A 24,521-nucleotide genomic window follows, 5' to 3' on the forward strand; every position below is an offset into this window, starting at 1 on the left:
GCGACGATTGATGATGGCTGTCCCGGAGGCAGGGCGACGAGACCCGGAACGTACGGGATGGGCGCAGGTCGGCCCGCCTGGTGGGAGGCTTTGGTGTTCTCCCGCGCAGCCAGCTGCTCAGATCCCGGTTCTTCCGTCAGGGGGGGGAGGCACCCTCACGGTTGACGTCACGGTCAGGCATCGTGCTTCCGATCCGGCTGGACCGGACGGACAGGTTGCTCAAGCATGGAAGCCGTGCGCGAAGCGTTTCGCCCAGCCGCAGAAAGGTCAGGTCCCCGCCGCCCCCATCCGAGTTCCGTCGACGAAGCGCTCGCCGGCATCGTCGAGCGAAGCGCGTCCCTTTCTACCCTGCGGCTGGTGGACGTAGAGGGCCCTCGGCTCCACCTTCGCCAGCCGCTCCGACGGGGGCTGCGCCATGCGGTAGCGGACCTCCCGGGCATGATCGGCAAGCTGCAGGCGCGGGTCATACACGCTGTTGAAGTTCCATAGCATCCGCAAGTAGTTCGTCTGGCCATGCATCAGGTTTTTGAGGCCGATGCCTGCGTGCCTCGCGAGCGCCCGCCAGCCGACATGTCTGCGATAGAGAGCTCTCTGCGTCTTCACGAGTTCAGCATAGAACTCCGGGAGTGGCAGCCGCGTCGGCAGGACGGCATGCTGGATGTCGTAGAGCCGGTAATCGAGGCTTCGGAGCGGCCGGTTCTCCGTGCGCCAGATCTCTGTTCCCGGGTACGGCGTGTTGACGCTGATGTTCACGATTTCGGGTATCTCCAGACACCACTGCCGGATCGTCTCGAAACGGGCATGATCCCAGTCCGGGTCGGCGATCAGGTTGATCGCCACCATGATGCCGAGCGATCGGGCAAATTCCAGCGCCTCGAAGTTCCTGTCCATGGCGATGCGCTTGCGAAACTTCTTCAAGCCCTCCTGGTCGACGGCCTCCAGTCCGATAAACATGTACTTGAGACCGTTGCGGCTCCAGAATTTGAAGACATCCTTGTTGCGCAGGAGCACGTCGCAGCGGGTTTCCAGGTAGTACTGCTTGCGGATCCCGCGTCGGGCCAAACCTTCACCGATAGCCAGCCCGTGGGCCTCGTGCACGAAGGCGACGTCATCGACGAGGAAGACGTTCGGCTCGGGGATGGCGGCGACCTCCTCGACAGCCCGCTCCGGGCTCATCGCGCGATAGGAGCGGCCATAGAAGGTCCAAGCCGAGCAGAAGGTGCAGTCCCAGGGGCAGCCGCGCGCGAACTCCACGGATGCGCACGGGTCGAGGACCCCGATGAAGTACTTTCTGCGATGCCGGAGCAGGTCGCGAGCCGGGCGAGACTCATCCAGTGATGCGACGAAGCGGGGCGCGGGCCCCGTGCCGTCGCAGGTCACGGCGCCGGGTATGTGGGTGACCGCGTCGCGATCGTGCTCTACGGCCTCCAGGAAGGCCGCCAAGGCGGCCTCGCCCTCGCCCCTGAGCACGCAGTCGATCGCTCCCGCGCCGTGCTCCAGGATCTCCTGCGCAATGAAGGAAGCACTGTGGCCGCCGATGAAGATGAAGGACCGCGGTAGCTCACGTTTGGCGGCCTTGGCGAGGTCGATCACCTCAGGGACGTTGGCCAGATAGTTGCAGGAGAAGGCGAGCACGTCGGGCTGATAGGAACGCACGAGACAATCGAAGTCAGCGTGGCTCTCGACCTGCAGATCGATGAGCCGGACATCGTGTCCGGCCTTCCGCGCCGCACCGGCGATGATTTCGAGGCCTAGAGGCTCAAGCCTGAGAAAGACTTTGGTGAACATCAGGCCGCTGGGATGGATTGCGAGAAACCTCATCCTGTGTTCTCCATGAATGTCTTCCGGGACGTCAAACGACATCATGTGTCTGGGATCGCCATTCGATCGACCAGATTTGCGATCAGTGCCGGGACCTCCTGCAAACGATCTTGTCTTCTTATTGTGCCGATAGTGGAGATATTTTGTAATTCGGAATGTTTAATGGAGAGCGAGTTCTAGATCTTGGATTTCGTCAACAGCTGATAGGCTCGTGATGACGCCGCGCACTCAAATCGTATCGCGCCTTCTCTCCGCAATGGCTGGCATGGATAAGACCTAATTTCGTCTAAATTTTCGGAACTTGGCCGTAATTCACCAGTCGTAATGATATAATTCCGACATTAGATATTAGATCTTGATGGCAAGGGTGAGCTCGGAAACCGTTTTGATCGTCAAAAACGGCGAAATCCGATTTCGCTTGCTTGAGCCGCTCGCGTATCTGCGCGACCAGCTTCTCGAGCACTTTGTGAATCCGCGCGCTGCCTCTGTCCTCCTCCGCTTCAGGCGCGTCCGGACTGCCCTGTGCCTGCGTAATGCGCGAGCCGATTACGTCTTTGCCCATGGCCTACCTCCGGTCGGATCCATGCATGTCAAAAGCGACGTCCCTTGCGAGCCGCAAGTGAGGCGATGAAAATTCCGCTCTGTTCCTCTCCGATTGGACCAATCCTCCGCATGAGATCGAGGCAATCGCTCGTCTTAGGGGTGGGCAGTTCTGAGCATCGCTCGGATCATTGATTGGCCATCGGCCGCACCGTGCGGCGCAATCGAGCCAACACGAAGTCCCAGCCGGAGGCTCTTCCTCCGGCAACCTACCGCCTGTCCGCGTGGCCCAACCTTGAGCTACCTCAAAGCCGCGCCGTCGGTGGCAGAGGGGATAACCCGAATATCCCGTGCGCCCCTTGAGCAGGCGGTCCGACCGGAGAGCCGCCGCCTGCCTGTAAGGCTGCTTGGTGGGATGCTTGTGTGCGTCGGCCGTGCGCGACGCGTGTTCGGCGTACTCACGAGCGCTGGCGGAATGGTGCTTGGCCTCGACGGTATCGCTACGAGGATGATGGTGAGCGGCTCCGTAGGGGTGGAGAGCCGCCCGATCCCGAGTGCTCGATCGTTCAAATGTCATCCCGGACCACGCCGCCCGGGTCTACGATTGCGGCGGTGAGGTCCCGGATGGTGATCCGGCGGGCAGCACCGCCAGTGAGAACGCGGCCCGACCGTCCAAATCGGGTCCTGGCCGGACACGCTTCCCCTTCATCGCTCCCCCGCCGGACAGGGGCAGCTGTCTCGTCTGATCAAGCTAGAGATGATCCGCGAAGGTAGTCTCCACCCGAAAGCTTCCGGAAGGAGTCCATGAGTGGTGCGGCGACTCCGCAGGCATTCTTGGTGGACGCGTGGCTGGCGCGGCGGTGGCTTGCCGCGGTGGGAGCCCTCACCTGACTGCCGCCGGCCTGTCCTGGTGCCGGGTCGGCCTGAGGCGGGGGCGTAGCGCGCCACCGCCCGCCGCGTCTCCTCACCCGGTCAGCCTCAGCCGTCGTGATCTGCCAGCAGAGCGGCATCGGGCCATACACGCAGCACAAACATCAGGAGCGACGAAATGGCCGAGACACGCGGAACGGCCGGAACTCCGAGGAAGGGCCGCAGCCAGAGCGCGGAACGCGTGACTCGCCAACCTGCGGCGCGTCCAGATCGTCTGGCCTTCACTCTGGATCTGAAGACGGGCCAGATCATCCGCGTCGAGGGCGTGGACGCCGATGACGAACGCCGCGAACTCTCCGAGACGGAGATGGCCGATCTGAGAAGCGGCCTGCGACAGACGCGCATCGAAACATTGCTGGAAGAAGCCTTCGAGGCCGGCATCACCTGTGTCCTGGGCGGTGGCGACCCCGACGAGCCGCCGGAAACGGCCGACGATGCCGATCTCCGGCAGATCATCCTCAAGCCCCTGATGCACGACAGCGCGGCGGCACGCCTGCTGAAGAGCGAGGTTCTCAACCAGGCCATCGTCGAGACGCTGATCGAGCACGCGCTCACGGCGCGCCGCGCTTCACCGAAAGGCGGACCGCAAGACCCCGATTCCGACCGCGCCACCGCACCGCATTAGGGCGCGCCACACTGGAAGGAGACTGCCATGGCCTTAGCACTTCGTGACGACGACCTCGCCCAGGTTCTCATCGGGAGCCGGCTCCTGCGTCGGCACCGCATGCGCCGCCTGCTTCTCGCTCACCTGCTGCGCGAGAAGCGTGCGGGCGAGGCGGAGGACAGCATGGCGGACGAGGGAGAGGACGAAGACGAGGGAGACGAGGAGCGCCGCATCCTGCGTATGCCTTTGGCGAGCCGCGTCGCGCGTCGGCGGCGCATGCGCCGGCAACTGCTCTCCCACCTGCTCCACGAGAGGGAGGACGAGGGCGAGGAGGACGAGACGGGATCGTCCGGTGAGGAGGACGAGGAGGATGAGGACGTTGAGCGCCGCATCCTGCGCCTGCTGATTGCGAGCCGTATCCTGCAGCGTCGCCGCGTCCGCCGTGTGCTGCTCACCCGCCTGCTGCGCGAGAGGCGCGGCGGTGAGGAAGAGGACGAGTTCGGCGAGGACGAGGCCGGCGAACATGAGGAGGGCGGAGACCATGAGCGCCGCCTCTTGCGTCTGCTGATCGGCAGCCAAATTCTGCGCCGGCGGCGGGCCCGTCAGATGTTGCTCGCCCATCTCCTGCGTGAACGCCGCGCCGGCGCAGAAACCGGCGAGGACGAGGACGAGTTCGGCGAAGATGAGGATTTTGGCGAAGCCGGCAATGGCAGCGACAGGGAGCGTCGGATCCTGCGTCTTCTGATCGGCAGCCACATCCTACGCCGTCGGCGGATCCGGCGGCTGCTACTGGCCCACCTCCTGAACGAGCAGCGCAAGGCGGCCTGATCGTCGACGCGTGCCACCATGCAACGAGGGCCGGGAGAAAATTCCCCCGGCCCCTCTGTCGCGGCCAACTGCAGCGTCCTGCACTTCCTCATACCGGCATCAATACCAGCGGACCCGGCGGTAATAGACGGCCCGGCGATGGCCCCACCTGTATGGGCGCCAGTAAGCTCGCCTGTAGACGACGGGGTAGCCATAGGGTGCCCAGTAGGCTCGCCTGTAGCGAGGGTAGTAGACCGGATACGGGTAGTAGGCCGGATAGTAGGCGGGGTATCCGTACCAGTAAGGATTGATTGGTGCCGTTGCGGCCGCGGCGAGACCCAGGGCGCCACCCACGATCGCTCCCGTGGCCAGGGCCGCACCCCAGCCCGGTCCCCACCCATACCAGTACACCTGTTCCGTGAGCTTCCCGCCGGCCACTTGCTCGGCCGAGGAAGCGGGCAGCGGAGCCGCATGCGCGGGTATCGCTGCGCCCGTCGTGATTCCTGCCGCGATGGTGCCCCAAGCAGCAATTCTCTTGAGATTGGATGTCATCTCCAGTCTCCGTTGGACAAGTCCATGTTGTGTAAATATAGCATAACTCACTTGAGCGGATCAATGTCGGAACAGGTTTTGAGCGAAAGTCCGGCCAGAGGGCACGGAACGACGTTATTGAGAGATCCGAGACTATGAACCATCTTTTCAAAGTTTACATCTATAATTTCACGTAACGTTTGCCCATGTATCCGGATAATATTGCTCTATAATGGTTCTAAAGCAAATAACAGCGACTGATGGATCCTGCAGTGTCAAATTGCAACTCGGTTGGCGCGGCGCCGACCGCGGCTGCCTTGGCTAAATCATCGACCGATGCCCCGGGCGCGACTTCCAGGGCGCCTCCTATGCGTGCTGGACGCTGGATCGATCCGCCCGCAGGCAGGCCAGATCATCGCGCTGCTGTTCGGCGCTCGCAGCTGAGTGCCTTCCTCCCCTGCCGGCCGGGACTCGTGTCACGACCGGCTTGCGCGCAGAACTCGCTCGACCCGCGCCAGGAACGGCAACGGCAGAGCGCGGCCCGTCCTGGGCCGATGTGAGGGGCACGACGCAGCTGCCGATCGCTCCCGATGCAGGCCCAGCGGTGCGGCATCGATGGGGCCCTGCAAGGCACAGGCTGGCCAGGCATGAGGGCCAGCGATCGGCTCTTGAACTCGGTCGTTTCTACTGATTATACTGCTTAGACCTCGCATTAAATCAGCAAATCGCGGGGGCAAGCTCAATTGGAGGCGGATATGTTGGTATTCGCTTGTCTTCTTGCGGCGGCCTGCTTCGGCGCGCTGCTGGGCCTCGGTGCAATCCAATATCCTTCGGCGCACCATATCAGCAGCTACGGTTGGACGCTGTTCATCAACGCCGCGGCGTTGTGTGTCCTCGCGCTGTTCAAAGCCTATCATCGCCGCACGGAGCGATTGCGCTGATCTTGTGAGGGCGACAGCGCGCGGGCGCGCCACCGCCGCCCTTCATCGTTGCCCTGATCGTATCGGCGCCAGATTGCGATCCAGCCGATTGCGGCTTGGCCGTGCGGGGCGGCCTGAAATGGGCGCAAGAGACGGGTTCCGAGCCGGGATCTTCCCTACCCAAGCCCCTCATCGGTGTCGAACCCCTTGTTGCAAGTCGGGCTGGGGGCACGCCGGCGGCGGCCCTCAACCTCTGTAGAGGTCCACGGCGTGGCCCGCGTCCGCCCGCGCGTCGCGACTCCGGAAGCGCCCGTTCTTGTCACGGTCGGCTCGATCGCTCCTGTTGAAGGGCCGTCAGACTGCACATTGTCGTCACGCCTCGTCTCCTCGACCGCGGGGGCGAGAACGCGCGGCACACGGTCGATCAACCTTCATCATCGTAGTCGTCGTCGAAGAGATCCCGCCGGCGGTCCTCGATCGCCTGCCGCAAGCCTCCGATCACACGCGCGGTGACTAGGCGCATCCGCATCTTCTGATCCGCACTGAGGGTCTGGTAAAGCGGCTGCCATGCGTCCGCCAGCCTCTTCAGCCCAGCCGCGCGCTGTTCCAGCGAGTCGGCGCGTGCGCGGATCAGCGCGAGCGGATCGTGGTCACCACGCTGCTGGACCAGTCCGGCCAGGGTGGTCAGGCGGCGGTAGCGCGCCTCAGCGCGTGCACGGATTGCGTCCTCGATGGCCGGCCCGTACTGCTGCTGCTCGGGCGTCAGCCGAAGTACTGCTCTCACCACCCCGATCCGCGCATCGGTTAAGATCTCGAATCGGTCTGGTTCAGCGTTCCGTTGTCGCTGATTGCACCGGTCGTGGAAGTATCCGCTGCCGATGCCATTGGAGATCCATCAAGGACCAGAGCGGCGGCCAGGCCGGTCGTGATCGTGCGCATGAAAACCTCCCTTGAAGGGTCATGATTGGCGGATGGATGGCACCGACGCGTCCAGCCTGCTGTCGCGGCGGGCACCCCGCCTGCTTGATTGCTTGAGACAGTCTTGGATTCAGCGGTTTTCGTGCAGCTATCTCCGTCGACCGTCATAGGGGCGCATCGAGGGTTGGCTTTCGGCCGGCGGCCTGATCACCTCGGGCACGCTGATGGAAAGGCGTGTGTTGTAGCGGACGTAACCTGAGGCCGGTGCGAAGGCGCAATCACTGTCCATCCAAGAATGCGAGAAGCGCTGCGTTGAACAACGCCGGGTCTTGGAGGAAGGCGAAATGGCTGGCGTTCGGCAGGATCAGCAGCCCCGCCCCGGGGATCGTGGCGGCGAGGTACTCGGTGTGCGCGCGCTTGATCCCCTCGTCGTGGTCGCCGTCCGCGATGATGACCGGTGTGCGGATCCGCTTCAGATCGACATCGGTCCAACGGGGTTGCCCGCTCCACATCTTGCCGATCGCGTCGAGGAAGGCGGCATAGTCCTTCGGGGCCGGCGAGAGATTCTCGTACTCCTTGCCGGCCCGATCTATGAAGGCGGCGAAGGTCGGGTTCTTCTCCAAGTTCTCGATCAGGCCCGAAGGATCGGCATTCGCTCCGAACGCGAACACCTTGCCGACGCGGTCGGGATGGCGCATCGCCATGTCGAGGCCGAGGATCGCGCCGTCGCTCCACCCGACGATGTCGGCGCGCGGGATCGCCAACGCGTCGAGCAGGCCAACCACGTCGTCGGTCATCAGGTCGTAGCCGAACGGCTGATCGTTCCGGGTGCTGCGGCCGTGCCCGCGGCTGTCGACGAGGATGACCTTGTGGCGGGAGGCGAGCGCCTCGACCTGATGGCCCCAATAATCGGAGTTGGACAGACCACCGTGTAGCATCACGACCGGCGGGCCACGGCCGATTGTCGCGTAGTACAGCCGGATGCCATTGACCGCAGCGTAGCCCGTGGTCTCGCCGGGTATGGGCGCGGGGGTTGGCGGCAGGTCCTGCCAGCGCGGCCCGGCCCACGCGGCGGCGCAGAGCAGCAGAAGTGAGAGGGCGACAACAGTTCGAAGCATCGGACGCCTGTCTATCAAGTGCGGGACCTGGATGGCGGGTGGGTACGGTGCCATTCGGACCGCTGAGACTGCGGATCTTCGGTCGCCTCACGTGAAGAGCCTGCCAGCCGCAGACTACAGGACGATGCCGGAGGAAGGGGCCGATGGGTGCACGGCCGCATGATGTCCATTTCGCGTGTCGGGCGAATTTCGAACAGGAATGTCCGAAACTATCTTTCCGGCAGACCAGCCTTTCGCAGCCCTTCAACGATCCTCCCATACTCGATCAGAAATTGCGGGTTGTCGGAAAATCCAGCTGTTGCCCATTTCTGAACGGTGTATCCGGGCATCAGTTTGAGCAGTTCCGTGACTGCGTCCTGCGCCTCGGCCGTCTGGCCAGTCCAAGCGTAGCCGGAAGCCAAGTCAATGTAAGTCAGCCAAAGCGGTCCCGCTGCGGCTGATTTGCGGCACCACTCGATGGCCTCTAGATCCTGGGCTAAATGTGTGAAGGCATGGCACATATGGAAAAGCCAGAAATTCAGCGCCGGGTCATGCGGGCTTAGTCGTAAAGCTTTCTCGATAAGCGGCAGAGCTTCCTTCGACCTGCCGAGCAGGATCTTCGTGTGACCAAGCTCCTCATAGGCAACGGCCAGATTTCTATCATTCCTGATTGCAGTCTCAAATTCGGGAACCGCTAGGTCGTGCTTCTTTTGTGCTTTTAGTATCTCGCCCTTCACAAAATGGGCCATTGCGTGCTCAGGCGCGTCAGACAGGACCGGCGTGATTGCCTCGTTCGCCGCATCCAAATCTCTAGCAGGAGACGGGCTCCAGCGAAGCCAAACCAAGTACGATAGGGAGCGCGCTTTACCGACCAGTGCAGAAGTAAGACGTGGATCTAGCCGAAGGGCCTGCTCGAAGAGCTTAAGGGCTTCCTGCAAGTGCTCGGGGCTCGGACGCCGATTCAGAGCTGCCCATCCGCGCATGGCGAGATCAGCGGAGTCCGGATTGTCCGGCCGCTCACGCAGCGCGCGCAGGCTTTCTGCTCGGGTTAGTTGTACGTCGAGGGAGCGGGCGAGGCGCGCGACGAATTCGACCTGCAGATCGCCGAGTCGGCTGCGCTCGCCCTCGAACCGGTCGGCCCACAGGTGCGCGCCGGTCTCCGTCGAGATCAGCTGTGCGTTCAGCACCACGCCCTCGCCAGCTCGGCGCACACTTCCTTCGAGGACGTAGCGCACCCCGAGATCGCGTCCGAGTTGGCGGACGTCGACTGCCTTGCCCTTGTAGGTGAAGGCCGTGTTGCGGGCGATCACGAAGCTGCCGGCAAGGTGTGACAGGTCGGTGGTCAGGTCCTCGGTCAGGCCGTCCGCGAAGAACGCCTGCTCGGGATCGCTGCTCAGGTTCGCGAACGGCAGGACGACCAGCGAGAGCGGCGGCAACGGTTTCGGCGGCAGGCCCGCCTGCGTCGCGAGCGTGTGGTCGGCCGTGGGAGGCTTGGCGCGCCAGAACCACCAGCCCGCGCCGGCGGCGGCCGCGAGACAGAGGAGGCCGGCCGCCAAGGCGGGCCAGATCCGACGCCAACGGTCCTTTGTGGCGACAGCCCGGGACGCTTGCTCCAGCTCGTCGTCCTCGGACGGCCCGGAACTGGCCGCAACGGCTTCGGCAGAGAGGGTGAACACGCCGATCGGCCGGGCGATGTTCTTGAGTTCGAGCTTGCCGCGGTCCTCGAAGCAGTAGGGCAGCTTGTCGCGCACTTGATCGTGGACCGAGCGGGAGATGCACAGCCCCCCTGGCTCGGCCAGCGGCTCCAGGCGCGCCGCCACGTTCACGCCGTCCCCATAGAGATCGCCGTCCGGCTCGGCCACCACGTCGCCGAGATTGATGCCGATGCGCATGCGCATCGCCTGATCTTCGGGGATGTTGGCGTTGTGCGCGGCGGCGGCACGCTGCATCGCGACGGCGCAGGCGACCGCTCTGACGGAGCTATGAAACTCGACCAGCACGCCGTCGCCCGTCGACTTGACGACGCGGCCATGCGCGGCGGCGACCTGCGGCTCGATCACGTCCCGGCGAAGCGCCTTGAGCCGGCGCAGCGTGCCGGCCTCGTCCTTGCAGATCATCCGGCTGTAACCGACCACGTCGGTCAGCAGGATCGCGGCAAGGCGGCGCTCGACGGCCCGGTCCAATACTGCCCCCTTCGGCTAGGCCTGCGGTCGAATACTCTATCACGCCCGGGATTTCTAAGCACTACCGGATGTTCGCCAATGCGGTTGCGCGTTCCATGGCGCCTAGACAGCGAATGGCCTCGCCGCGATCGATCAAGGGCTCACCTCCAGACGCACGCAAATACCGTCACCGTCCTCGTCCAGCGCGGTCAGGGGGGCAGCCACGCTCGATCCGACGGCCGAAGCGCTTGAGGTGCCGCGTCAGGACGCGCTCGGTTTCGTACGGGTAGGCCGAGCGTAGCCTCGGGCAGGTCCAGAGTAGGCCAGAGTAGGATTGACGGCGTCGATCGGCGGCTGCCCGTGAACGTTGGAGCGCAGGTCCGTGAGCCGACGACCCCCGCGGATCATCTCGCGCGCGAACCCATGTCATCCCGGCCTTCCAGAGTCCGGGACGTCGCCCCAAGGGCGCGGCAGTGGGGCGACGGCTGCGTCGCGCCATCGACGATCAGCAGGTGTCGTCTTGAGCGATGGACTGTCGGTATATCCGAGTGCGGCACAGGCGTTTGTTCCTTCTCGCCTCAGTCGAGACGAGGGTGTCCCTTGAGGACGCATCGGCGGCCGGCTCGACGTCCGGGTTGGAAGGTCCGCTTCCGTGACTTCACCACACGTGGCTGAATGGCCGGGATGGGCGCGAAGCGGCGGCCCGGAATTGGGGCAGCAGCCGCTGGCCACGCCGACCGTCATCGAACCCAGCGTCGCCCGCACGTCATCGCCGGAACAGACCGGCGTCAGCTCGCCCGGAGCCGCCTATCCGGCACGGGTTTCCAGTTGCCGCACATGCATGTGCCGAGGACGTTCAGGTCGCGATCGAGCGCAACGAGATCGGCGGCATATCCCGGCAGCACCCGCCCGATCTGCCCTTCGAGGCCGAGGAACCGGGCTGGGGTCAGGGCGGCCATGGCCAAGGCTTCTTCCGGTTTCGCACCGACCCGCGTTGTCATGTGGCGGACCGCGCCCGCCATGGTGAGAGCGGAACCTGCGAGCGTTCCGTCCACTCCCGTCAGCCGATCTCCCGCACGACGGATGGGGCGCCCGAAAAGGGTGAAGCCGCCGCTGTTCTCGGAGTCGCCCACGGGCGGCATCGCATCGGTGACCAGCATCAATCGCTCCGGACCTTTCATGCGCAGAGCCACCGAAAGGGCTTCGTCGCCGACATGGTGACCATCCGCGATGATGCCGGCGAAGGCGCGCGCATCGGTCAGCGCGAGGCCGACCGCGCCCGTCTCCCGCGCGGTCAGCTGCGACATGGCATTGAACAGGTGCGTGAACCCGGTCAGCCCCTCGCCGAGCGCGGCACGGATCGCGGCGCCTGCATCGGCCGTGTGGCCGGCGCTGACGCGGGCACCGCGCGCGACGAGGGCCGCGACGGTTCCCGGCGGCACCTCCTCGGGCGCGAGGGTTACGAGCGTGCGACCCGCTTCACCGAGGCCGGTGAGGAGAGCGACGTCGCCCGGCTCGAACCGGGCGAGCCGCCCGGGATCGTGTATGCCCGGCCGCTTCGGGCTGAGAAACGGCCCTTCCAGATGGATACCGAGGACGCCCGGCACGCCCGCGGCGATCGCCGCCGCCACCGCCGCGACCGCGGCTCGGACCACGGGTCTCGTGTCGCTGATCAGCGTGGGCAGGAAAGCCGTGGTCCCGCCGAGGCGGTGGGCCGTCCCGATCCGGGCGATCGTGGACGGGCTCGGGTCGTCGTTGAAGAGGACGCCGCCGCCGCCATTGACCTGCACGTCCACGAAGCCTGGGGCCAGGATCGCGTCGGCCGGCAGATGCATCGCGGGCACGCCGGGGGGCGGGCTCGCCGTCACGTCCGCGATCCGGCCCTCGCGCATCACGACGGCCTGACGGTCTCGGAAACGCTCCCCGTCGAACAGGCGCCCGGCAGAGATGACGAGATCGGGTGCGCTCACAGGGTCTCCGTGACCTTCGTGAGACCGACCGGCGCGTCCGGATCGAAGCCTCGGCGGCGGGACTCGCGCTCGATCGCGCGGTAGGCGGGCACCAGCATGGCAATCGGGTCGCAGGCGGCGTGATCGGGCGCAAGCCAGGGCAGGTTCCCGTCCGGACCCCCACAGGCATGCACGCGCAAATCCGCGCGCCGGAGTTCCTGCACGAGCGCGTCGATCCCCTCGGCGACCTGATCGTCCTGGCGCAGCGCCAGCACCGGCGTTTTGGGCTGGATCGCGGCGCGCGGCCCGTGCCGCAGTTCCGCGGCGCTGTAGCCGAGGGCTGGTAGGCGCAAGGTCTCGGCGAGCTTCAGCGCGATCTCGCGCACCGGCCCCAGACCGTGCCCGCGGCCGGTGACGAAGGCGGCGGGCGCGCCCGCGAGGTCCGCGGCCCAGGCGCTCCAGTCGAGCTCGTAGGCCGCGGCGAGGCGGCGCGGCAGGGCGGCGAGGCCACGGGTCAGCCCCGCGTCGCCGGACCAGCGCGCGACCAGGGCGGCGCTCGCGACGAGGGAGTTCACCACGGTCTTCGTCGCCGCGACCGCCCGTTCCGGCCCGGCTTCGATCGGCAGGACCAGATCGGCTGCCGCCGCGGCGGGTGAGGCCGCATCGTTCACGAGCGCGAGCGTGAGGGCCCCGCCCTGGCGCGCGGTGCGCGTCGCCGCGATGAGGTCCGGCGAGCGGCCGGATTGCGAGATGGTGATGAAGAGCGCACCGTCCATGCGCGGCGGGCGCCCGTAGCCCGTGACGACGGACGGGGCCGAGGCCGAGACGGCGAGCCCGCAGCGGGTCTCGATCAAGTAACGGAGATAGACGCCCGCATGGCCCGAGCTGCCCCGGCCGCACACGACCGCGAAGGGGAAGCTGCGCGCCTTGAGGACGGAGGCGACGCGCTCCGCCTCGGCCCAGCCGGTGCAGAGGGGACGGGCGACCTCGGGCACTTCGGCGACCTCCCGGGCCATGAAGGTCTCGGATGCGCTCGGCATCGGCGCGGGGTCGGTCATGCCGGCCCCGCTTCCGCCAGGGCCGCGCGCAAGTTGCCGCCGTTGCGCCTGAGGAGGCTGGCCGCCTCCTCCCGGTCGATCCCCAGGGCGACGAGCACCGCGCGCGGGATGTCGCCCTCCGCCGCTGCCAGGGCGCTGGCCGCCGCCCCGGCATCGCAGCCTGCAATCTGCGCCACCATCGTGACGCCGCGGCGGCGCAGCTTGGTGTTCGTGGCCCGCATCGCGACCATGCGGCCGCGATACACGCGCCCGAGCCGGATCATGACCAGCGTCGAGAGCAGGTTGAGCACGATCTTCTGCGCGGTCCCCGCCTTCATCCGCGTGGAGCCGGCGACCGCTTCCGCCCCGGTCGCCACGAGGATCGGGTGGGCGCAGTCGCGCAGGATCGGCGTGTCGGGGTTGTTGGCGACCCCGATGGTGACGGCGCCGCGATGGCGCGCGCCGCGCAGCGCCGCGAGCGTGAAGGGCGTGATCCCGCTCGCCGACAAGCCGATGACGACATCGTCCGGGCGGATCTCGGCGCGCTCGGCCCAGAGCGCCCCGTCCTGCGTCGAGTCCTCAGCCCCTTCGACGGCTTGAACCAACGCACCCTCCCCGCCCGCGACGGCGAAGCCTAGGCGCTCCTCGGGCCAATCGAAGGTCGGCGGGAGCTCTGCCCCGTCCTGGACGCCGATCCGGGCCGAGGTGCCCGCCCCCACATAGAGGAGGCGCCCGTCCCGGCGCAGACCGGCTTCGGCGGCCTCCGCGGCCGCGGCGATGGCCGGCAGCGCAGGGCCGATCGCGGCGACTGCCGCGAGTTGTCCCTCCCAGAGCGCCTGCAGGATGTCGGCGCTGTCCCAAGCGTCGAGATCGCTGAAACGGGGGCTCGCCCACTCCGTGCTCATCCCCGAATGTTCCTCCACAGGGTCCCGTGGCTAAAGAACGGAGAAGGCAGGCGAACGCTCCGCGGAGAATGGATCGAGAGCGCTCCGGCTTTCCGCGGCAGGGCTCAAGCGCTCTTCCGATGGCGCATCCCTTCCAGGGTGACGCAAACCGGGTCACGAACGCGTGCCGCGACAGACCAGCGTCATCGAGGGCGAGAGGATCGGGCCGGAGGGCTGGCTCGAGCAAGCCGGGCCTCCAAGCGGACTGAGCGGGAAGACCGCCGCTGACGTCAGCCTCTGTCGCCGGCTCGAATGCCTTTCGGCTGAGAGCCGGCAGTTGGAACAGCCAGCTGCCGAGGCAAGGACGCCATCCCCCGGGGGAGCGTTATCGGGCGGTGACCGCGGCTTTGATGGTCTCGTAATCCGCCCGCTTCAGGACCCGTCTCGTGACGAGGTCTTCCGGCGAGGCGTAGGGGCGGAATTCGATGATCCTGCGCCCGATCATGCCCGCCCCGAGCGCGTTCAATTGCTCCACGGATGCCGTGTTGAGGTCGACGCTGCCACCGGGGGGCGCTGATGGATCATCGGCACTGTTCGTGGCCGTGTCTGTCCGCACCCCCGGGACGGGCGTCTCGTCAGCCTGCCGCCCAGGAGACCTTGCCTCGACGGGCGCACCAGGGTTCACCGCCCCTCGTTCTTGTGGCGGAGGACTGGCGTGAGTCTCCGAGCCGGAGAGCGATCCGGCGGCAATGGTACGGATAGGCTGCCCCTTTGCATCGGTGGCGGATCTCTGCTGGCGCGATAACAGCGCAGCGGTGGACGCCTGCTTATCCCGGCCTCCCTCAGCGCGTGGACCAAACGAGATCCACAATGCGGCTAGAACGACTGCCAGCACCGCCAGACCGGCGCTGACGGACAGCGTAGATCGACTCGTGATCAAGGGCTCCTCCTCGGGTCGCGGCACGACTGCCACAGGCCCATGGCACCTTCGAGGCGGCTGGCCTTCGTGAGCGCCGTTGAGACTCGGCGACGACGGACTCAGTTCGGCAAAGCAGTGCCCTATGGGCGGAGACAGACCATCCGCCGTCCGCAGCTGAAGATCCGTGAGCGGCGCAATCCAGATCCTTAAGCCTTCCATCCCGAAGCGTCCGCTTCCGGGATGCCGCCGTTCGGGCGCGACCGGCAGTGTAGCGCAAGCGGACGTGCGAGGCCGCCATCGGGGCGACCCACTGTTCGGTGGCGGGCACAGACGCCGCTTGCACATTCGTGCCGGTGATCGCGCCACGTCGTATGCGAGCCTGCGAGATGCGCTGCATTCAAGCGATGGATCTTGCGCGGCCGCTTGCAGCGACTACGCCGACGTCAGCCTCCCGAAGCGCTTCAAGAGCCGCTCTCGCTTGAGTCGCGACAAGCGGGCGATCCAGAAGACGCCGTCGAGCTGGTCGATCTCGTGCTGGATGACCGCGGCCGAGAAGCCTTCCGCCTCCTCTTCGTGGGCTAACCCGTCGAGATCGCGGTAGCCGAACCGAACGCCGGCGGGCCGGGTAATCCGTTCGCGCACACCCGGCATGCTGACGCTGCCCTCGTCGTGGGTCGCCGTGTCGGAGGACGCCCAGAGGATGACGGGGTTCACGTAGACGCGCAGGCCATCCTCCTGCGGCAGCCTGGTCACCACGACGCGTGCGGGCACGCCGATATGCGGGGCCGTCAGACCGATGGCGTCAGCGGCCAAGAGGGTGTCCCGCACATCGTCGGCCAGCATGTTCAGGCTCGGTCCGAACGCATCGACCGGGGCGGCCGGGAGGGACAGGCGAGGATCTGGGAACAGGACGAGGGAGCGGGCCGGCATGTTGGTCAGTCCACCTGCGACGGTGCGGGAGCCTGCCTCCCTCTATCGAAGCCGGGCAGCGTGGTGAATCGTCAAGGCGGACGCGGACCGATCTGCCAGGATGGTTCAGGCCGGGAGCCGCTCAGCCGCCCATCAGACCGGCAGCTTGCGCCCTCCGCGATCCTCCGCGGAGGGCGCAAGCTGCCGGCCGAACGGTCAAGGCAATCGGGCGCAAACCCTAGTGCTCCGTGCCGGAGAAGACGCCGACGCACCGGAAGCCCTGCCAGACTTCAAAGGGCTGACCCTCTGTCAGGATCTTGGAGAGCGCCAGGGCTTCGGCGTCGTCGACGGCGTAGATTGATCTGAGATCGCGCCACTCGCCGTGCATGTTGAGCAGGACGAGCGCGTACCGCATGCGGGCGAACGATGGCGGCGACCCAGATGGGTCACCCGTGTCGTCTGACATGGCGCTGGCCTCGGCAGATGACGCCACCGCCGGCACCCTGGGGAGAGGAAAAGTCGACCAAGACGCCAGCGGTAGCGGCTGTCACCCCGAAGGACAGCGCAGCGAGGCTGAGCCGAAGGGACGAACGGATCTTTGCGTTGGATCAATCAGCCGAGAACGATGGAGGGGACGTGAGCCCCCTTTCTTCTGGCGATCACACGGCTTGGACATGCGTCTCGAATGGCCTTCGCCCAAGGCGGGCCGAACCGCATCGTGCCACGGCGGTTGCCCTGAGATGGGGGCAATGATCGCCACGGCTCAGCGCGTGAATAAAAAGCCGCCCGAAGATCTGAACATCGTGCGCAGCAGGGCTCTGATCGGAGAAACGCGTCAGCAAGCTGACGCGCTCAGGCAGGAGGTGACCCGAAGCCATCGACTGATAGAGGAAGCGCGCAAGCTCCTCGACGCCACGAAGCCGAGGAAGGGCAAGCCGGACTGACATACACCTTGATCGGTCTGCGCGATCGAAAGAGGCTGTGCCTTTGTGGAGTGAGCAGCCGACGCTGCTGAAGACGTGATCCACCCGGATCGACTGAAACGCGTCGATCAAGTCGCACCACGTCGACGGATCGAATCCCAACACAGGTCGTTGGGTTAGATCCCATACGGTCGAGGTTCGACGATGTGTACGGCGCGCGCAGCGAAGGAATCATCGGCCTGGCGCGAGACCAGCCTGCACCTGATCGTCGTTCCGGACCGGCGCTTATGCTGGGCGGCCAACGATAACGCGGCCTCGGATCGCGTAGGCCGGCTTGTCGTCGGCATCGGCCGAGCGAGCGCCGCCATCGCAGGTCTCAGCGGATTGCTCGCCATCATGCTTCTGATGGCGACTTGATCCCGCCAGTCTGAGCGCAGAGCGTGACCGGGTGTCACGCACAAGGCAGCCGCCGGAACTTGGCCGTGACCTCGGCGGCTTGGCCGATGATGCCGGGTCTCCAGCCGACGCCCGCTCGCACCGTTCGTCGAGCCGGTCCATGCCGATGCTCGTGCCCCGACCTCAACCGTCACCGTCGATGCGGCGGCGCTTGCGGCCCGGGCGAGGCTGGTGGTCCTCAGGCCGGTCCGGCCGGCAGCGGCATCCGGACGGAGACCCGCAGCCCGTCCGACGCGAAATCAACAACCACCTGCGCCCCGGTCTGTGTGGCCAAAACCTTGTTCAGGAGCCGCGAGCCGAAGCCCTCTCGCGTAGGATGTGTGGCGGGCGGCCCGTCATGCTCGCTCCAGTCCCAGCGCAGGACTCGGCCGGCCGTGCCGTCCTCCAGCCGCCAGCGGACGTGAAGTCGCCCGTTCGGATCCGCCAGGGAGCCGTGCCGCAAGGCGTTGGTGGTCAATTCGTGCAGGGCCATGCCGACCGGTACGGCGAGCTCGGACGGCAGCACGACGGCGGGTCCCTCCAAACGCAGTCGCCCGCGCTCGTTGTAGGGGTCGAGCTCCGCCCGCAGCAGCCCCTCGAACGAGACGGCCTGGGCCTGATCATCGGTGATCAGCGCGTGCGTCCGCGCGAGGGAGGTGATCCGGCCCGACAAGGCGCGGGTAAATTCCGGGATGGTGAGCGAGGAGCGCACGGTGGCGTTGAGCACGGCCTGGACGGTGGCGAGCGTGTTCTTCACCCGGTGATGCAGCTCGCGCACCATGAACGCCTGGCGGTCCTCGTAGGCGCGCCGCTCCGTCACGTCACGCTGCGTCGCGACCCAGTGCGTGAGGCGCCCGTCGCTCTCGTGCACCGGCGTGATCAGCCACTCGACCACGTAGGTGGAGCCGTCCTTGCGGTAGTTGACCGCCTCGGCCTGCATCGCCTCGCCGGCTTCGAGCGCGGAACGCAGCCGGCCGAGGACGGCGCGGTCCGTTCGCGGACCTTGCAGGATGCGGGGCGAGAGGCCCACAACCTCGTGCGCCTCGTAGCCGGTCATGCGGGTGAAGGCGGGGTTGGCGTACTCGATGAGGGGACCAGGCTCGTCGAGGTCGGCCGTGGTGATCAGGATGGCCTCGCCGGACGCTTCGACCGCGGCACGCAGCAGCCTGAGGTCGACAGCTGACCTTCCCGTCTCGACCCGTTCGGCCAACGCTACCCTCCGTGAACAGTCCGTCCTTCGTCGGCCCGGTTCCCTGCCGTACGCCATGGGGCCTCTGCACGCGATATCCAACCTTTGATGCAGTCACAGGTTGCTAGCGGCGGCCGGGGCTGCGCCGCCTCGTCCCAGGCGGCTGCCGGGCTGCCGCGATGAACGCAGGCGGAGCCGACCAAGGGCTGCCGGAATGGTTCACGGTCGCTGGGTCCGTCGGTACCGCTCGGGTGGGCGGCGACCGGGGTCGGGCACGTCCTCCTCGCGCATGCCGCGCGACGGGGGCCTGTCTTGGACCGCTTGCAACCTCCGGTCGCTGAACATCAGGGTGGGTGCGGAAGCCGCGCCCGTCTCACCGAGCGGACCGCCCTGAACGGCTGTCCCGGTGTTCCGGCCGCAAACTCGCCATTACTCGGGAGCAAGTGCCACTCCGGTGTTTCCCCCCGGCATCGGATCTTCCGGGCCATCATCAGCCAGCGTACAACCCTCCCCGCCGCGCATGTCCAAGAGTACCTCGTCCTCCACTCTGCCTTTCCTCTCGGGCGGCGAGCGGATGGGCGCGCGCATGCGCGATCATGACTGGTCGGCCTCGCCACTCGGCTGGCCGGGCTCCTGGCCGCAAGCGTTGCGTTCGGCCGTGAGCCTGATGCTCGGCTCCAAGTTCCCGATGTTCGTGGCCTGGGGAGCGGAGCTCGGCTTCCTCTACAACGACGCCTACGCGGAGATCCTCGGCGGCAAGCACCCGACCGCCCTCGGTCGACGCTTCCGTGACGTCTGGTCGGAGATCTGGACCGATATCTCGCCCCTCGTCGACAGGGCCATGGCGGGCGAGGCGACCTGGGCCGAGAACCTGCCGCTCGTCATGAGCCGGCACGGACGGGACGAGCAGACCTACTTCACCTTCTCCTACTCACCTGTGCGAGACGACGCGGGCGGGGTCGGCGGCATGTTCTGCGCATGCACCGAGACGACCGCCCAGGTGAAGGCCGAGCAGGCGCTGCGCGCCAGCGAGGCGCGCGCCTCGGGCGTGCTGGAGGGCATGGGCGAGGGCTTCATGCTGCTCGACCGCGACTTCCGCATCCTGCAGATGAACGCCGAGGGCTTTCGGCTGGACGACAGGCGGCCCGGCGAGGTCATCGGCCGTTCGCACTGGGAGGTCTATCCGGGCTCCGAGCTGATGCCCGTCGGCCAGATGTATCTGCGCGCGATGCGCGAGCGCATCTCCCTCACGCTGGAGCACCGCTACGTCTGGCCCGACGGGCACTCCGCCTGGCTGGAGGTGCGTGCCTACCCGCATCCGGAAGGCTTGGCCCTGTTCTATCGCGACGTGACCGAACGACGGGAGCGCGAGGACGCGCTGCGCGAGGCGGAGGCGCGGTTTCAGACCATCGCCAACTCCATCGACCAGATGGTTTGGTCGACCAGGGCCGACGGCTACCACGACTACTACAATCAGCGCTGGTACGACTTCACCGGCGTACCGGCAGGCTTGACGGATGGCGAGGAGTGGGAGGGCATCGTCCACCCCGACGACCGGGAGCGGACTTGGTCGCTCTGGCGCGAATCGCTCGCGACGGGCGAGCCTTACCGCATCGAGTACCGTCTGAGGCACCACTCCGGACAGTACCGCTGGACGCTCGGGCGCGCCCTGCCGATGCGCGACGGGGCCGGACGGATCACGCGCTGGTTCGGCACCTGCACGGACATCCAGGACATCATCGAGGCACAGGACGTGTTGGCGCGCTCGCGCGAGGAGCTCGAACGGCTGGTTGCGGAGCGCACGGCCGACCGCGACCGCATGTGGCGGCTCTCCACCGACATCATGCTGGTCGCGCGCTACGACGCCACCATCGAGGCGGTGAACCCGGCCTGGACGACGCTCCTGGGCTGGGGCGAGCGCGAACTCATCGGCAGCGCGTTCATGGACCTCGTCCACCCGGATGACGTCGCCGCCACGCTGGCCGAAGTCGGCAAGCTGTCGAACGGCCTGACCACGCTCAGGTTCGAGAACCGCTATCGCCAGAAGGATGGGGCCTATCGCTGGCTGTCGTGGACGGCGGTGCCTGCCGAGGATCTCATCCACGCCGTGGGACGCGACGTCACGGCCGAGAAGGAGGCGGCGCAAGCCCTTGTCGAGGCCGAGGAGGCGTTGCGCCAGTCGCAGAAGATGGAGGCCGTGGGCCAGCTCACGGGCGGCATCGCGCACGATTTCAACAACCTGCTGACCGGCATCTCGGGCTCGCTTGAGCTCCTGCAGACGCGTATGAGCCAGGGGCGGATGACCGACCTCGACCGCTACATGACGGCGGCCCAGGGCGCGGCAAAGCGGGCGGCCGCCTTGACGCATCGGCTGCTCGCCTTCTCACGTCGGCAAACGCTCGCCCCCAAGCCCACCGACGTGAACGCCCTCATCCACGGCATGGAGGAGCTGATCCGGCGCACGGTCGGCCCATCCATCCAGATCGAGGTGGTCGGCGCCGCCGGCCTCTGGCCTGCCTTGGTCGACCCGGGCCAGCTTGAGAACGCGCTGCTGAATCTGTGCATCAACGCGCGCGACGCCATGCCGGACGGCGGGCGCATCACAATCGAGACGGCCAATCGCTGGCTCGACGACCGCGCCGCGCGCGAGCGGGACCTGCCGCACGGCCAGTATCTGTCGCTGTGTGTGACGGACACCGGCACCGGCATGCCCCCGGAGGTGATCGCCAGGGCCTTCGACCCGTTTTTTACCACCAAGCCCATCGGCCAAGGCACAGGCCTGGGCCTATCCATGATCTACGGCTTCGCCAAACAATCCGGCGGGCAGGTGCGCATTTACTCGGAGGTCGACCAGGGCACGACCGTGTGCCTCTACCTGCCGCGCCATCACGGCGTTGCCCCTGAGACCGAAGCAATACCGGACTTCGCCGACGCCCCTCGTGCGGAACAGGGCGAGACGGTGCTCGTCATCGACGACGAGCCCTCGATCCGCATGCTGGTGACGGAGGTGCTGGAGGACCTGGGCTATACCGCCATCGAGGCCGCCGACGGTCCATCCGGACTGAAGGTGTTGCAATCCGACGTGCGCGTCGACTTGTTGATCACCGACGTCGGCCTGCCAGGCGGCATGAATGGGCGGCAGGTGGCGGACGCGGCGCGCGTCACCCGGCCCGGTCTGAAGGTCCTATTCATCACCGGTTACGCGGAGAACGCGGCGGTCGGCAACGGCTACCTCGATGCCGGCATGCAAGTTCTGACGAAACCGTTCGTGATGGAGACGCTGGCGACGCGCATTCGGGACATGATCGAACTGGCCTGAGCCGCGAGGGATAGAGGCCTCGGGCGCTCGATGCGACCGGCACCAAGGCGGTGACGAACGAGTGTCGGGCCAAGCGAAAGCGCCTGCCCCGCCACAGCCTCCAACAGGGTGCGGCTGAAGTCAGCCTCGGCGACGCCGAAACCGTACCCTGGATCACACAACCAAGATGAGCTGACTGCGCTAGAGCGCCGGGTGTACGCGCTCAACTGCCCTTGAGCGGGCGAGGTAAGGCGACCTCGGACTGCAGGACAGTACTGCTGAATCCCGTGGCGGGCGAAACCTCTACATGCCCCATTTTCGCGGCGAGTGTGACCGGTCCGATACATCGATGCTGAACTATCTCCGCTACCTTGTCTGTTGATCGGGCAACCGTTCTGGGGATAGCGTAGTTATGAAGAAGCTTCTGGCCTCTTTGGCCACGTTCACCGCCCTCACCGCCGCCGCCTCTGCGGCGGACCTGCCGCGTCGCGCCCCGCCGCCGGTGTTCACCCCCGTCCCGGTCTTCACCTGGACCGGCTTCTACGCCGGTTTCAACGCGGGCTACGGCTTCGACGCCAGCTCCAACCGGGCCAATGGCTTCGTGCAGACGGCCGGCAGCCCCATCGCCATCACCCCCGCCGGTGCCTTCGTCCCGGCCATCCTGGCGCCGGGCTCTGCGCTCACCTACGCCAGCAACAACAACGAAGGGTTCTCTGGCGGCGGCCAGATCGGCTACAACTGGCAGCTGACCCCGGGCTCGGGCTCGGGCGCGGTGATCGGCTTCGAGGCCGACGCCCAGTACCTCGATTTCGGCCGCCGTCGTCAGAGCTTTCTGCTGACCGGCGCGCCCGGCCCGGCCTTCGGCGCCTTCGTGCCGGCTGACGGCCTGCTGAGCACGCTCGACTTCTTCGGCACGGTGCGCGGCCGCCTCGGTTACGCCTTCGACCGCACCCTATTCTATGCCACGGGCGGCTTCGCCTATGCCACGGGCGATCAGGGCGCGCGCGTCGCCTTCCAGAACTTCGCCGGCAGCCGCAGCGACTTCGTCACCGGCTGGACGGTCGGCGGCGGCATCGAGCACGCCCTGCCCACCGACAGCTTCCTGAACTTCTTCCGCTCGTCGGCCGTGACGGTGAAGGTCGAAGGCCTGTACGTGAACTTGGATCGGGGTCGGAGCACGGGTCTGCCGCTGGTGGGTGGTCTTGTGACCGGCGCCGGGCTGGTGCCGGTGTTCAACAACATCCCGCTGCGCAACGAGAACGCCTTCGCCGTCATCCGTGCTGGCGTAAACTACAAGTTCGGCTCGTACTAAAACCGATCCGGAACGCTCTCGGCCTGTGCACCGGGACGAGCGCGGCGGGTGGGCACGAGGGTCTGGTCTCCCTCATCCCCCTCCTGCCGCAGATGACACTGGAACTCGGTTGGCCTCCGGATCCCCAGCCCGATCAGACTGGCCGCGAGGTCGGCAGCGCCTCAGGAGCCCCGCTCCTGGGGCGTTTGCCATGTGAGGCTCGGCTTCCATGCTGCGGCCGTGGCTGGCCTCCAGAACCCTTAGAGAAATCCGCTCCCTGAGTGCCCCCTTGAAGGCGTTTGCGCGCCGGATGTAGCCGACCACGGCTCTCGGATTCCGGTGGCCGCTCTGGTCCATGATCCGCGCGCGGTCGGCGCCGCGCCCAGCCGCCCTGGTGATGTAGCCAGCCCTCAAGCTTTGAGTCCCGAAGGCCGGGGCATCGAGCCCGGCAGCGGCGCAGTACCGTTTGATGATGTCGACCACGTCCTGTGCTGTCAGGCGTGGCTCAGTCGAGCCTTCGCCAGCGTGTCGAACCCGCCCTGATCGCGACACCGGCCGGAATACCGGTCCCTCCGTGATGCCGGCCGCGTCGAGCCACTCGCGCACGAGCGCCAGATCCCGCTGAGGCGGTCGAGAGGGAAATCGATTGTCTTTCGATCCCACCGATGGGTGCCCGGGAGTGCGGTTGGAGCCTGCGCGACCCCGTCCCGGAAGCTGCCCGGCGTCAGTCCGCAATAGACCGCCGCATCAGCTATCGTCAGGCACCGCGCCTTCAATGCCAACGGCTTCCTCGGCTGTCTCGGTCGCTTCGTCATGCGGTCTGCACCCGCCTTCGTCCTCCCAGGTCGGGAAGCCCCACTTTCGGCCCGGCCTATTCCGATCGGTGGCGGTTCTCTCGAACAGCACCCGGTTCACGTCGACAGCGCGCCGAGACTGTGCCGATCATGAGCGCGCCGCAGCCATCGACGCGCAGCGTGCCGTTCCGCGGCTAGACGGCGATCAGTTTCGCGGCCTCCAATGGACGATTAAGACGGGCTGCAGTAACTCGGAGGGGTGGCCGACAAGGGAGCGATGCGATGGGCGACGGCATCCACGTAGAGGCCCGCTTCCACTCGGGTGACATCCATGCTGAAGCAGGTCGGGACGGCGTCACCCTGACGATGCACGGCGACCAGGAGCACGCTTACGCCGATTTCGACTGGAACGCTGCCCACAAGCTCGGCGAGTGGTTAGTGGCACAGGCGCTCGTGCACGGGGTTACGCCGCTGGGCGGGCCCAAGCCGGAGCCAGGCGCGGCAGCCGCGGAGCCGTCGCCGCGGGTCTAACCGATCGCGCAGCCCAAACTCGCGGCATCATA

General features: G+C 66.7%; 21 protein-coding genes. 8 read left to right on the plus strand and 13 right to left on the minus strand.

Features of this window, described 5'->3' with window-relative positions:
• Positions 1-267: 267 nt before the first annotated feature.
• On the minus strand, positions 268-1,821 hold the full coding sequence (gene hpnR / locus ACYCO6_RS16455; protein WP_459772975.1) for a hopanoid C-3 methylase HpnR: 1,554 nt from the start codon (positions 1,819-1,821) through the stop codon (positions 268-270).
• Positions 1,822-2,107: 286 nt separating this feature from the next.
• Positions 2,108-2,383 carry a hypothetical protein gene (locus tag ACYCO6_RS16460; protein WP_459772977.1) on the minus strand — a complete coding sequence of 92 codons (276 nt, stop codon included), beginning with the start codon at positions 2,381-2,383 and terminating at the stop codon, positions 2,108-2,110.
• A gap of 1,026 nt (positions 2,384-3,409) precedes the next feature.
• On the opposite strand from ACYCO6_RS16460, the gene ACYCO6_RS16465 reads away from it, so the two are divergent.
• Positions 3,410-3,916: a hypothetical protein gene (locus tag ACYCO6_RS16465; protein WP_459772978.1), complete on the plus strand. Its 507-nt coding sequence runs from the start codon at positions 3,410-3,412 to the stop codon at positions 3,914-3,916.
• A 99-nt stretch (positions 3,917-4,015) separates the two neighbouring features.
• Positions 4,016-4,723: a hypothetical protein gene (locus ACYCO6_RS16470; protein WP_459772979.1), complete on the plus strand. Its 708-nt coding sequence runs from the start codon at positions 4,016-4,018 to the stop codon at positions 4,721-4,723.
• Positions 4,724-4,822: 99 nt separating this feature from the next.
• On the opposite strand, the gene ACYCO6_RS16475 is transcribed toward ACYCO6_RS16470, so the two are convergent.
• The gene (locus tag ACYCO6_RS16475; RefSeq protein ID WP_459772980.1) at positions 4,823-5,254 is read right to left on the minus strand and encodes a hypothetical protein; all 432 of its coding nucleotides are present in this window, start codon (positions 5,252-5,254) and stop codon (positions 4,823-4,825) included.
• A 734-nt stretch (positions 5,255-5,988) separates the two neighbouring features.
• On the opposite strand from ACYCO6_RS16475, the gene ACYCO6_RS16480 reads away from it, so the two are divergent.
• A complete protein-coding gene (locus ACYCO6_RS16480; protein ID WP_459772982.1) occupies positions 5,989-6,174 on the plus strand; it encodes a hypothetical protein in 186 nt (61 codons plus the stop codon).
• A gap of 403 nt (positions 6,175-6,577) precedes the next feature.
• On the opposite strand, the gene ACYCO6_RS16485 is transcribed toward ACYCO6_RS16480, so the two are convergent.
• The 9 genes from ACYCO6_RS16485 to ACYCO6_RS16525 all read right to left on the minus strand — a co-directional run bounded on the left by ACYCO6_RS16485 (position 6,578) and on the right by ACYCO6_RS16525 (position 16,494).
• The gene (locus tag ACYCO6_RS16485) at positions 6,578-6,940 is read right to left on the minus strand and encodes a Spy/CpxP family protein refolding chaperone (RefSeq protein ID WP_459772984.1); all 363 of its coding nucleotides are present in this window, start codon (positions 6,938-6,940) and stop codon (positions 6,578-6,580) included.
• A gap of 409 nt (positions 6,941-7,349) precedes the next feature.
• On the minus strand, positions 7,350-8,189 hold the full coding sequence (locus ACYCO6_RS16490; protein ID WP_459772985.1) for an alpha/beta fold hydrolase: 840 nt from the start codon (positions 8,187-8,189) through the stop codon (positions 7,350-7,352).
• A 209-nt stretch (positions 8,190-8,398) separates the two neighbouring features.
• Positions 8,399-10,351 carry an adenylate/guanylate cyclase domain-containing protein gene (locus ACYCO6_RS16495; protein ID WP_459772987.1) on the minus strand — a complete coding sequence of 651 codons (1,953 nt, stop codon included), beginning with the start codon at positions 10,349-10,351 and terminating at the stop codon, positions 8,399-8,401.
• A 767-nt stretch (positions 10,352-11,118) separates the two neighbouring features.
• Positions 11,119-12,300 carry an N-acetylglucosamine-6-phosphate deacetylase gene (nagA, locus tag ACYCO6_RS16500; protein WP_459772988.1) on the minus strand — a complete coding sequence of 394 codons (1,182 nt, stop codon included), beginning with the start codon at positions 12,298-12,300 and terminating at the stop codon, positions 11,119-11,121.
• Entirely contained in the window at positions 12,297-13,337 is a 1,041-nt protein-coding gene (locus tag ACYCO6_RS16505) for an SIS domain-containing protein (protein ID WP_459772989.1), read from the minus strand. The genes nagA and ACYCO6_RS16505 overlap by 4 nt, the downstream gene beginning before the upstream one ends.
• Positions 13,334-14,221 (minus strand): N-acetylmuramic acid 6-phosphate etherase, encoded by an 888-nt coding sequence (locus ACYCO6_RS16510; RefSeq protein ID WP_459772990.1) that lies wholly within the window; start codon positions 14,219-14,221, stop codon positions 13,334-13,336. Before ACYCO6_RS16510 ends, ACYCO6_RS16505 begins: the two co-directional genes overlap by 4 nt.
• A 364-nt stretch (positions 14,222-14,585) precedes the next feature.
• Positions 14,586-14,816, minus strand: coding sequence for a ComEA family DNA-binding protein (locus ACYCO6_RS16515; protein ID WP_459772992.1), 231 nt, complete (start codon positions 14,814-14,816; stop codon positions 14,586-14,588).
• Between the two features lie 735 nt (positions 14,817-15,551).
• Positions 15,552-16,049 (minus strand): peptide deformylase, encoded by a 498-nt coding sequence (locus ACYCO6_RS16520; RefSeq protein WP_459772994.1) that lies wholly within the window; start codon positions 16,047-16,049, stop codon positions 15,552-15,554.
• 217 nt (positions 16,050-16,266) lie between these two features.
• Positions 16,267-16,494, minus strand: a complete 228-nt coding sequence (locus ACYCO6_RS16525; RefSeq protein ID WP_459772996.1) for a hypothetical protein — start codon at positions 16,492-16,494, stop codon at positions 16,267-16,269.
• 283 nt (positions 16,495-16,777) lie between these two features.
• On the opposite strand from ACYCO6_RS16525, the gene ACYCO6_RS16530 reads away from it, so the two are divergent.
• The gene (locus ACYCO6_RS16530; protein WP_459772997.1) at positions 16,778-16,972 is read left to right on the plus strand and encodes a hypothetical protein; all 195 of its coding nucleotides are present in this window, start codon (positions 16,778-16,780) and stop codon (positions 16,970-16,972) included.
• 183 nt (positions 16,973-17,155) lie between these two features.
• Positions 17,156-17,368 (plus strand): hypothetical protein, encoded by a 213-nt coding sequence (locus tag ACYCO6_RS16535; RefSeq protein WP_459772999.1) that lies wholly within the window; start codon positions 17,156-17,158, stop codon positions 17,366-17,368.
• Positions 17,369-17,585: 217 nt separating this feature from the next.
• Here ACYCO6_RS16535 and ACYCO6_RS16540 read toward each other — a convergent pair whose 3' ends face one another.
• On the minus strand, positions 17,586-18,596 hold the full coding sequence (locus ACYCO6_RS16540) for an HWE histidine kinase domain-containing protein (protein WP_459773000.1): 1,011 nt from the start codon (positions 18,594-18,596) through the stop codon (positions 17,586-17,588).
• Between the two features lie 499 nt (positions 18,597-19,095).
• Here ACYCO6_RS16540 and ACYCO6_RS16545 point away from each other — a divergent pair, with 499 nt between their 5' ends.
• The 3 genes from ACYCO6_RS16545 to ACYCO6_RS16555 all read left to right on the plus strand — a co-directional run bounded on the left by ACYCO6_RS16545 (position 19,096) and on the right by ACYCO6_RS16555 (position 24,489).
• Positions 19,096-21,894 (plus strand): hybrid sensor histidine kinase/response regulator, encoded by a 2,799-nt coding sequence (locus ACYCO6_RS16545; RefSeq protein ID WP_459773002.1) that lies wholly within the window; start codon positions 19,096-19,098, stop codon positions 21,892-21,894.
• A gap of 391 nt (positions 21,895-22,285) precedes the next feature.
• Positions 22,286-23,185, plus strand: coding sequence for an outer membrane protein (locus tag ACYCO6_RS16550; RefSeq protein WP_459773004.1), 900 nt, complete (start codon positions 22,286-22,288; stop codon positions 23,183-23,185).
• A gap of 1,055 nt (positions 23,186-24,240) precedes the next feature.
• Positions 24,241-24,489 (plus strand): hypothetical protein, encoded by a 249-nt coding sequence (locus ACYCO6_RS16555; RefSeq protein WP_459773005.1) that lies wholly within the window; start codon positions 24,241-24,243, stop codon positions 24,487-24,489.
• Positions 24,490-24,521 lie beyond the last annotated feature (32 nt).

The organism is Methylobacterium sp. CM6257 (assembly GCF_054611515.1).

Bases quoted from the DNA above. Each gene is read 5' to 3' on its own strand.
- hpnR (WP_459772975.1), bottom strand. From the start codon at position 1,821: ATGAGGTTTCTCGCAATCCATCCCAGCGGCCTGATGTTCACCAAAGTC.
- ACYCO6_RS16460 (WP_459772977.1), bottom strand. From the start codon at position 2,383: ATGGGCAAAGACGTAATCGGCTCGCGCATTACGCAGGCACAGGGCAGT.
- ACYCO6_RS16465 (WP_459772978.1), top strand. From the start codon at position 3,410: ATGGCCGAGACACGCGGAACGGCCGGAACTCCGAGGAAGGGCCGCAGC.
- ACYCO6_RS16470 (WP_459772979.1), top strand. From the start codon at position 4,016: ATGCGCCGCCTGCTTCTCGCTCACCTGCTGCGCGAGAAGCGTGCGGGC.
- ACYCO6_RS16475 (WP_459772980.1), bottom strand. From the start codon at position 5,254: ATGACATCCAATCTCAAGAGAATTGCTGCTTGGGGCACCATCGCGGCA.
- ACYCO6_RS16480 (WP_459772982.1), top strand. From the start codon at position 5,989: ATGTTGGTATTCGCTTGTCTTCTTGCGGCGGCCTGCTTCGGCGCGCTG.
- ACYCO6_RS16490 (WP_459772985.1), bottom strand. From the start codon at position 8,189: ATGCTTCGAACTGTTGTCGCCCTCTCACTTCTGCTGCTCTGCGCCGCC.
- ACYCO6_RS16505 (WP_459772989.1), bottom strand. From the start codon at position 13,337: ATGACCGACCCCGCGCCGATGCCGAGCGCATCCGAGACCTTCATGGCC.
- ACYCO6_RS16510 (WP_459772990.1), bottom strand. From the start codon at position 14,221: ATGAGCACGGAGTGGGCGAGCCCCCGTTTCAGCGATCTCGACGCTTGG.
- ACYCO6_RS16520 (WP_459772994.1), bottom strand. From the start codon at position 16,049: ATGCCGGCCCGCTCCCTCGTCCTGTTCCCAGATCCTCGCCTGTCCCTC.
- ACYCO6_RS16525 (WP_459772996.1), bottom strand. From the start codon at position 16,494: ATGTCAGACGACACGGGTGACCCATCTGGGTCGCCGCCATCGTTCGCC.
- ACYCO6_RS16530 (WP_459772997.1), top strand. From the start codon at position 16,778: ATGATCGCCACGGCTCAGCGCGTGAATAAAAAGCCGCCCGAAGATCTG.
- ACYCO6_RS16535 (WP_459772999.1), top strand. From the start codon at position 17,156: ATGTGTACGGCGCGCGCAGCGAAGGAATCATCGGCCTGGCGCGAGACC.
- ACYCO6_RS16545 (WP_459773002.1), top strand. From the start codon at position 19,096: ATGTCCAAGAGTACCTCGTCCTCCACTCTGCCTTTCCTCTCGGGCGGC.
- ACYCO6_RS16550 (WP_459773004.1), top strand. From the start codon at position 22,286: ATGAAGAAGCTTCTGGCCTCTTTGGCCACGTTCACCGCCCTCACCGCC.
- ACYCO6_RS16555 (WP_459773005.1), top strand. From the start codon at position 24,241: ATGGGCGACGGCATCCACGTAGAGGCCCGCTTCCACTCGGGTGACATC.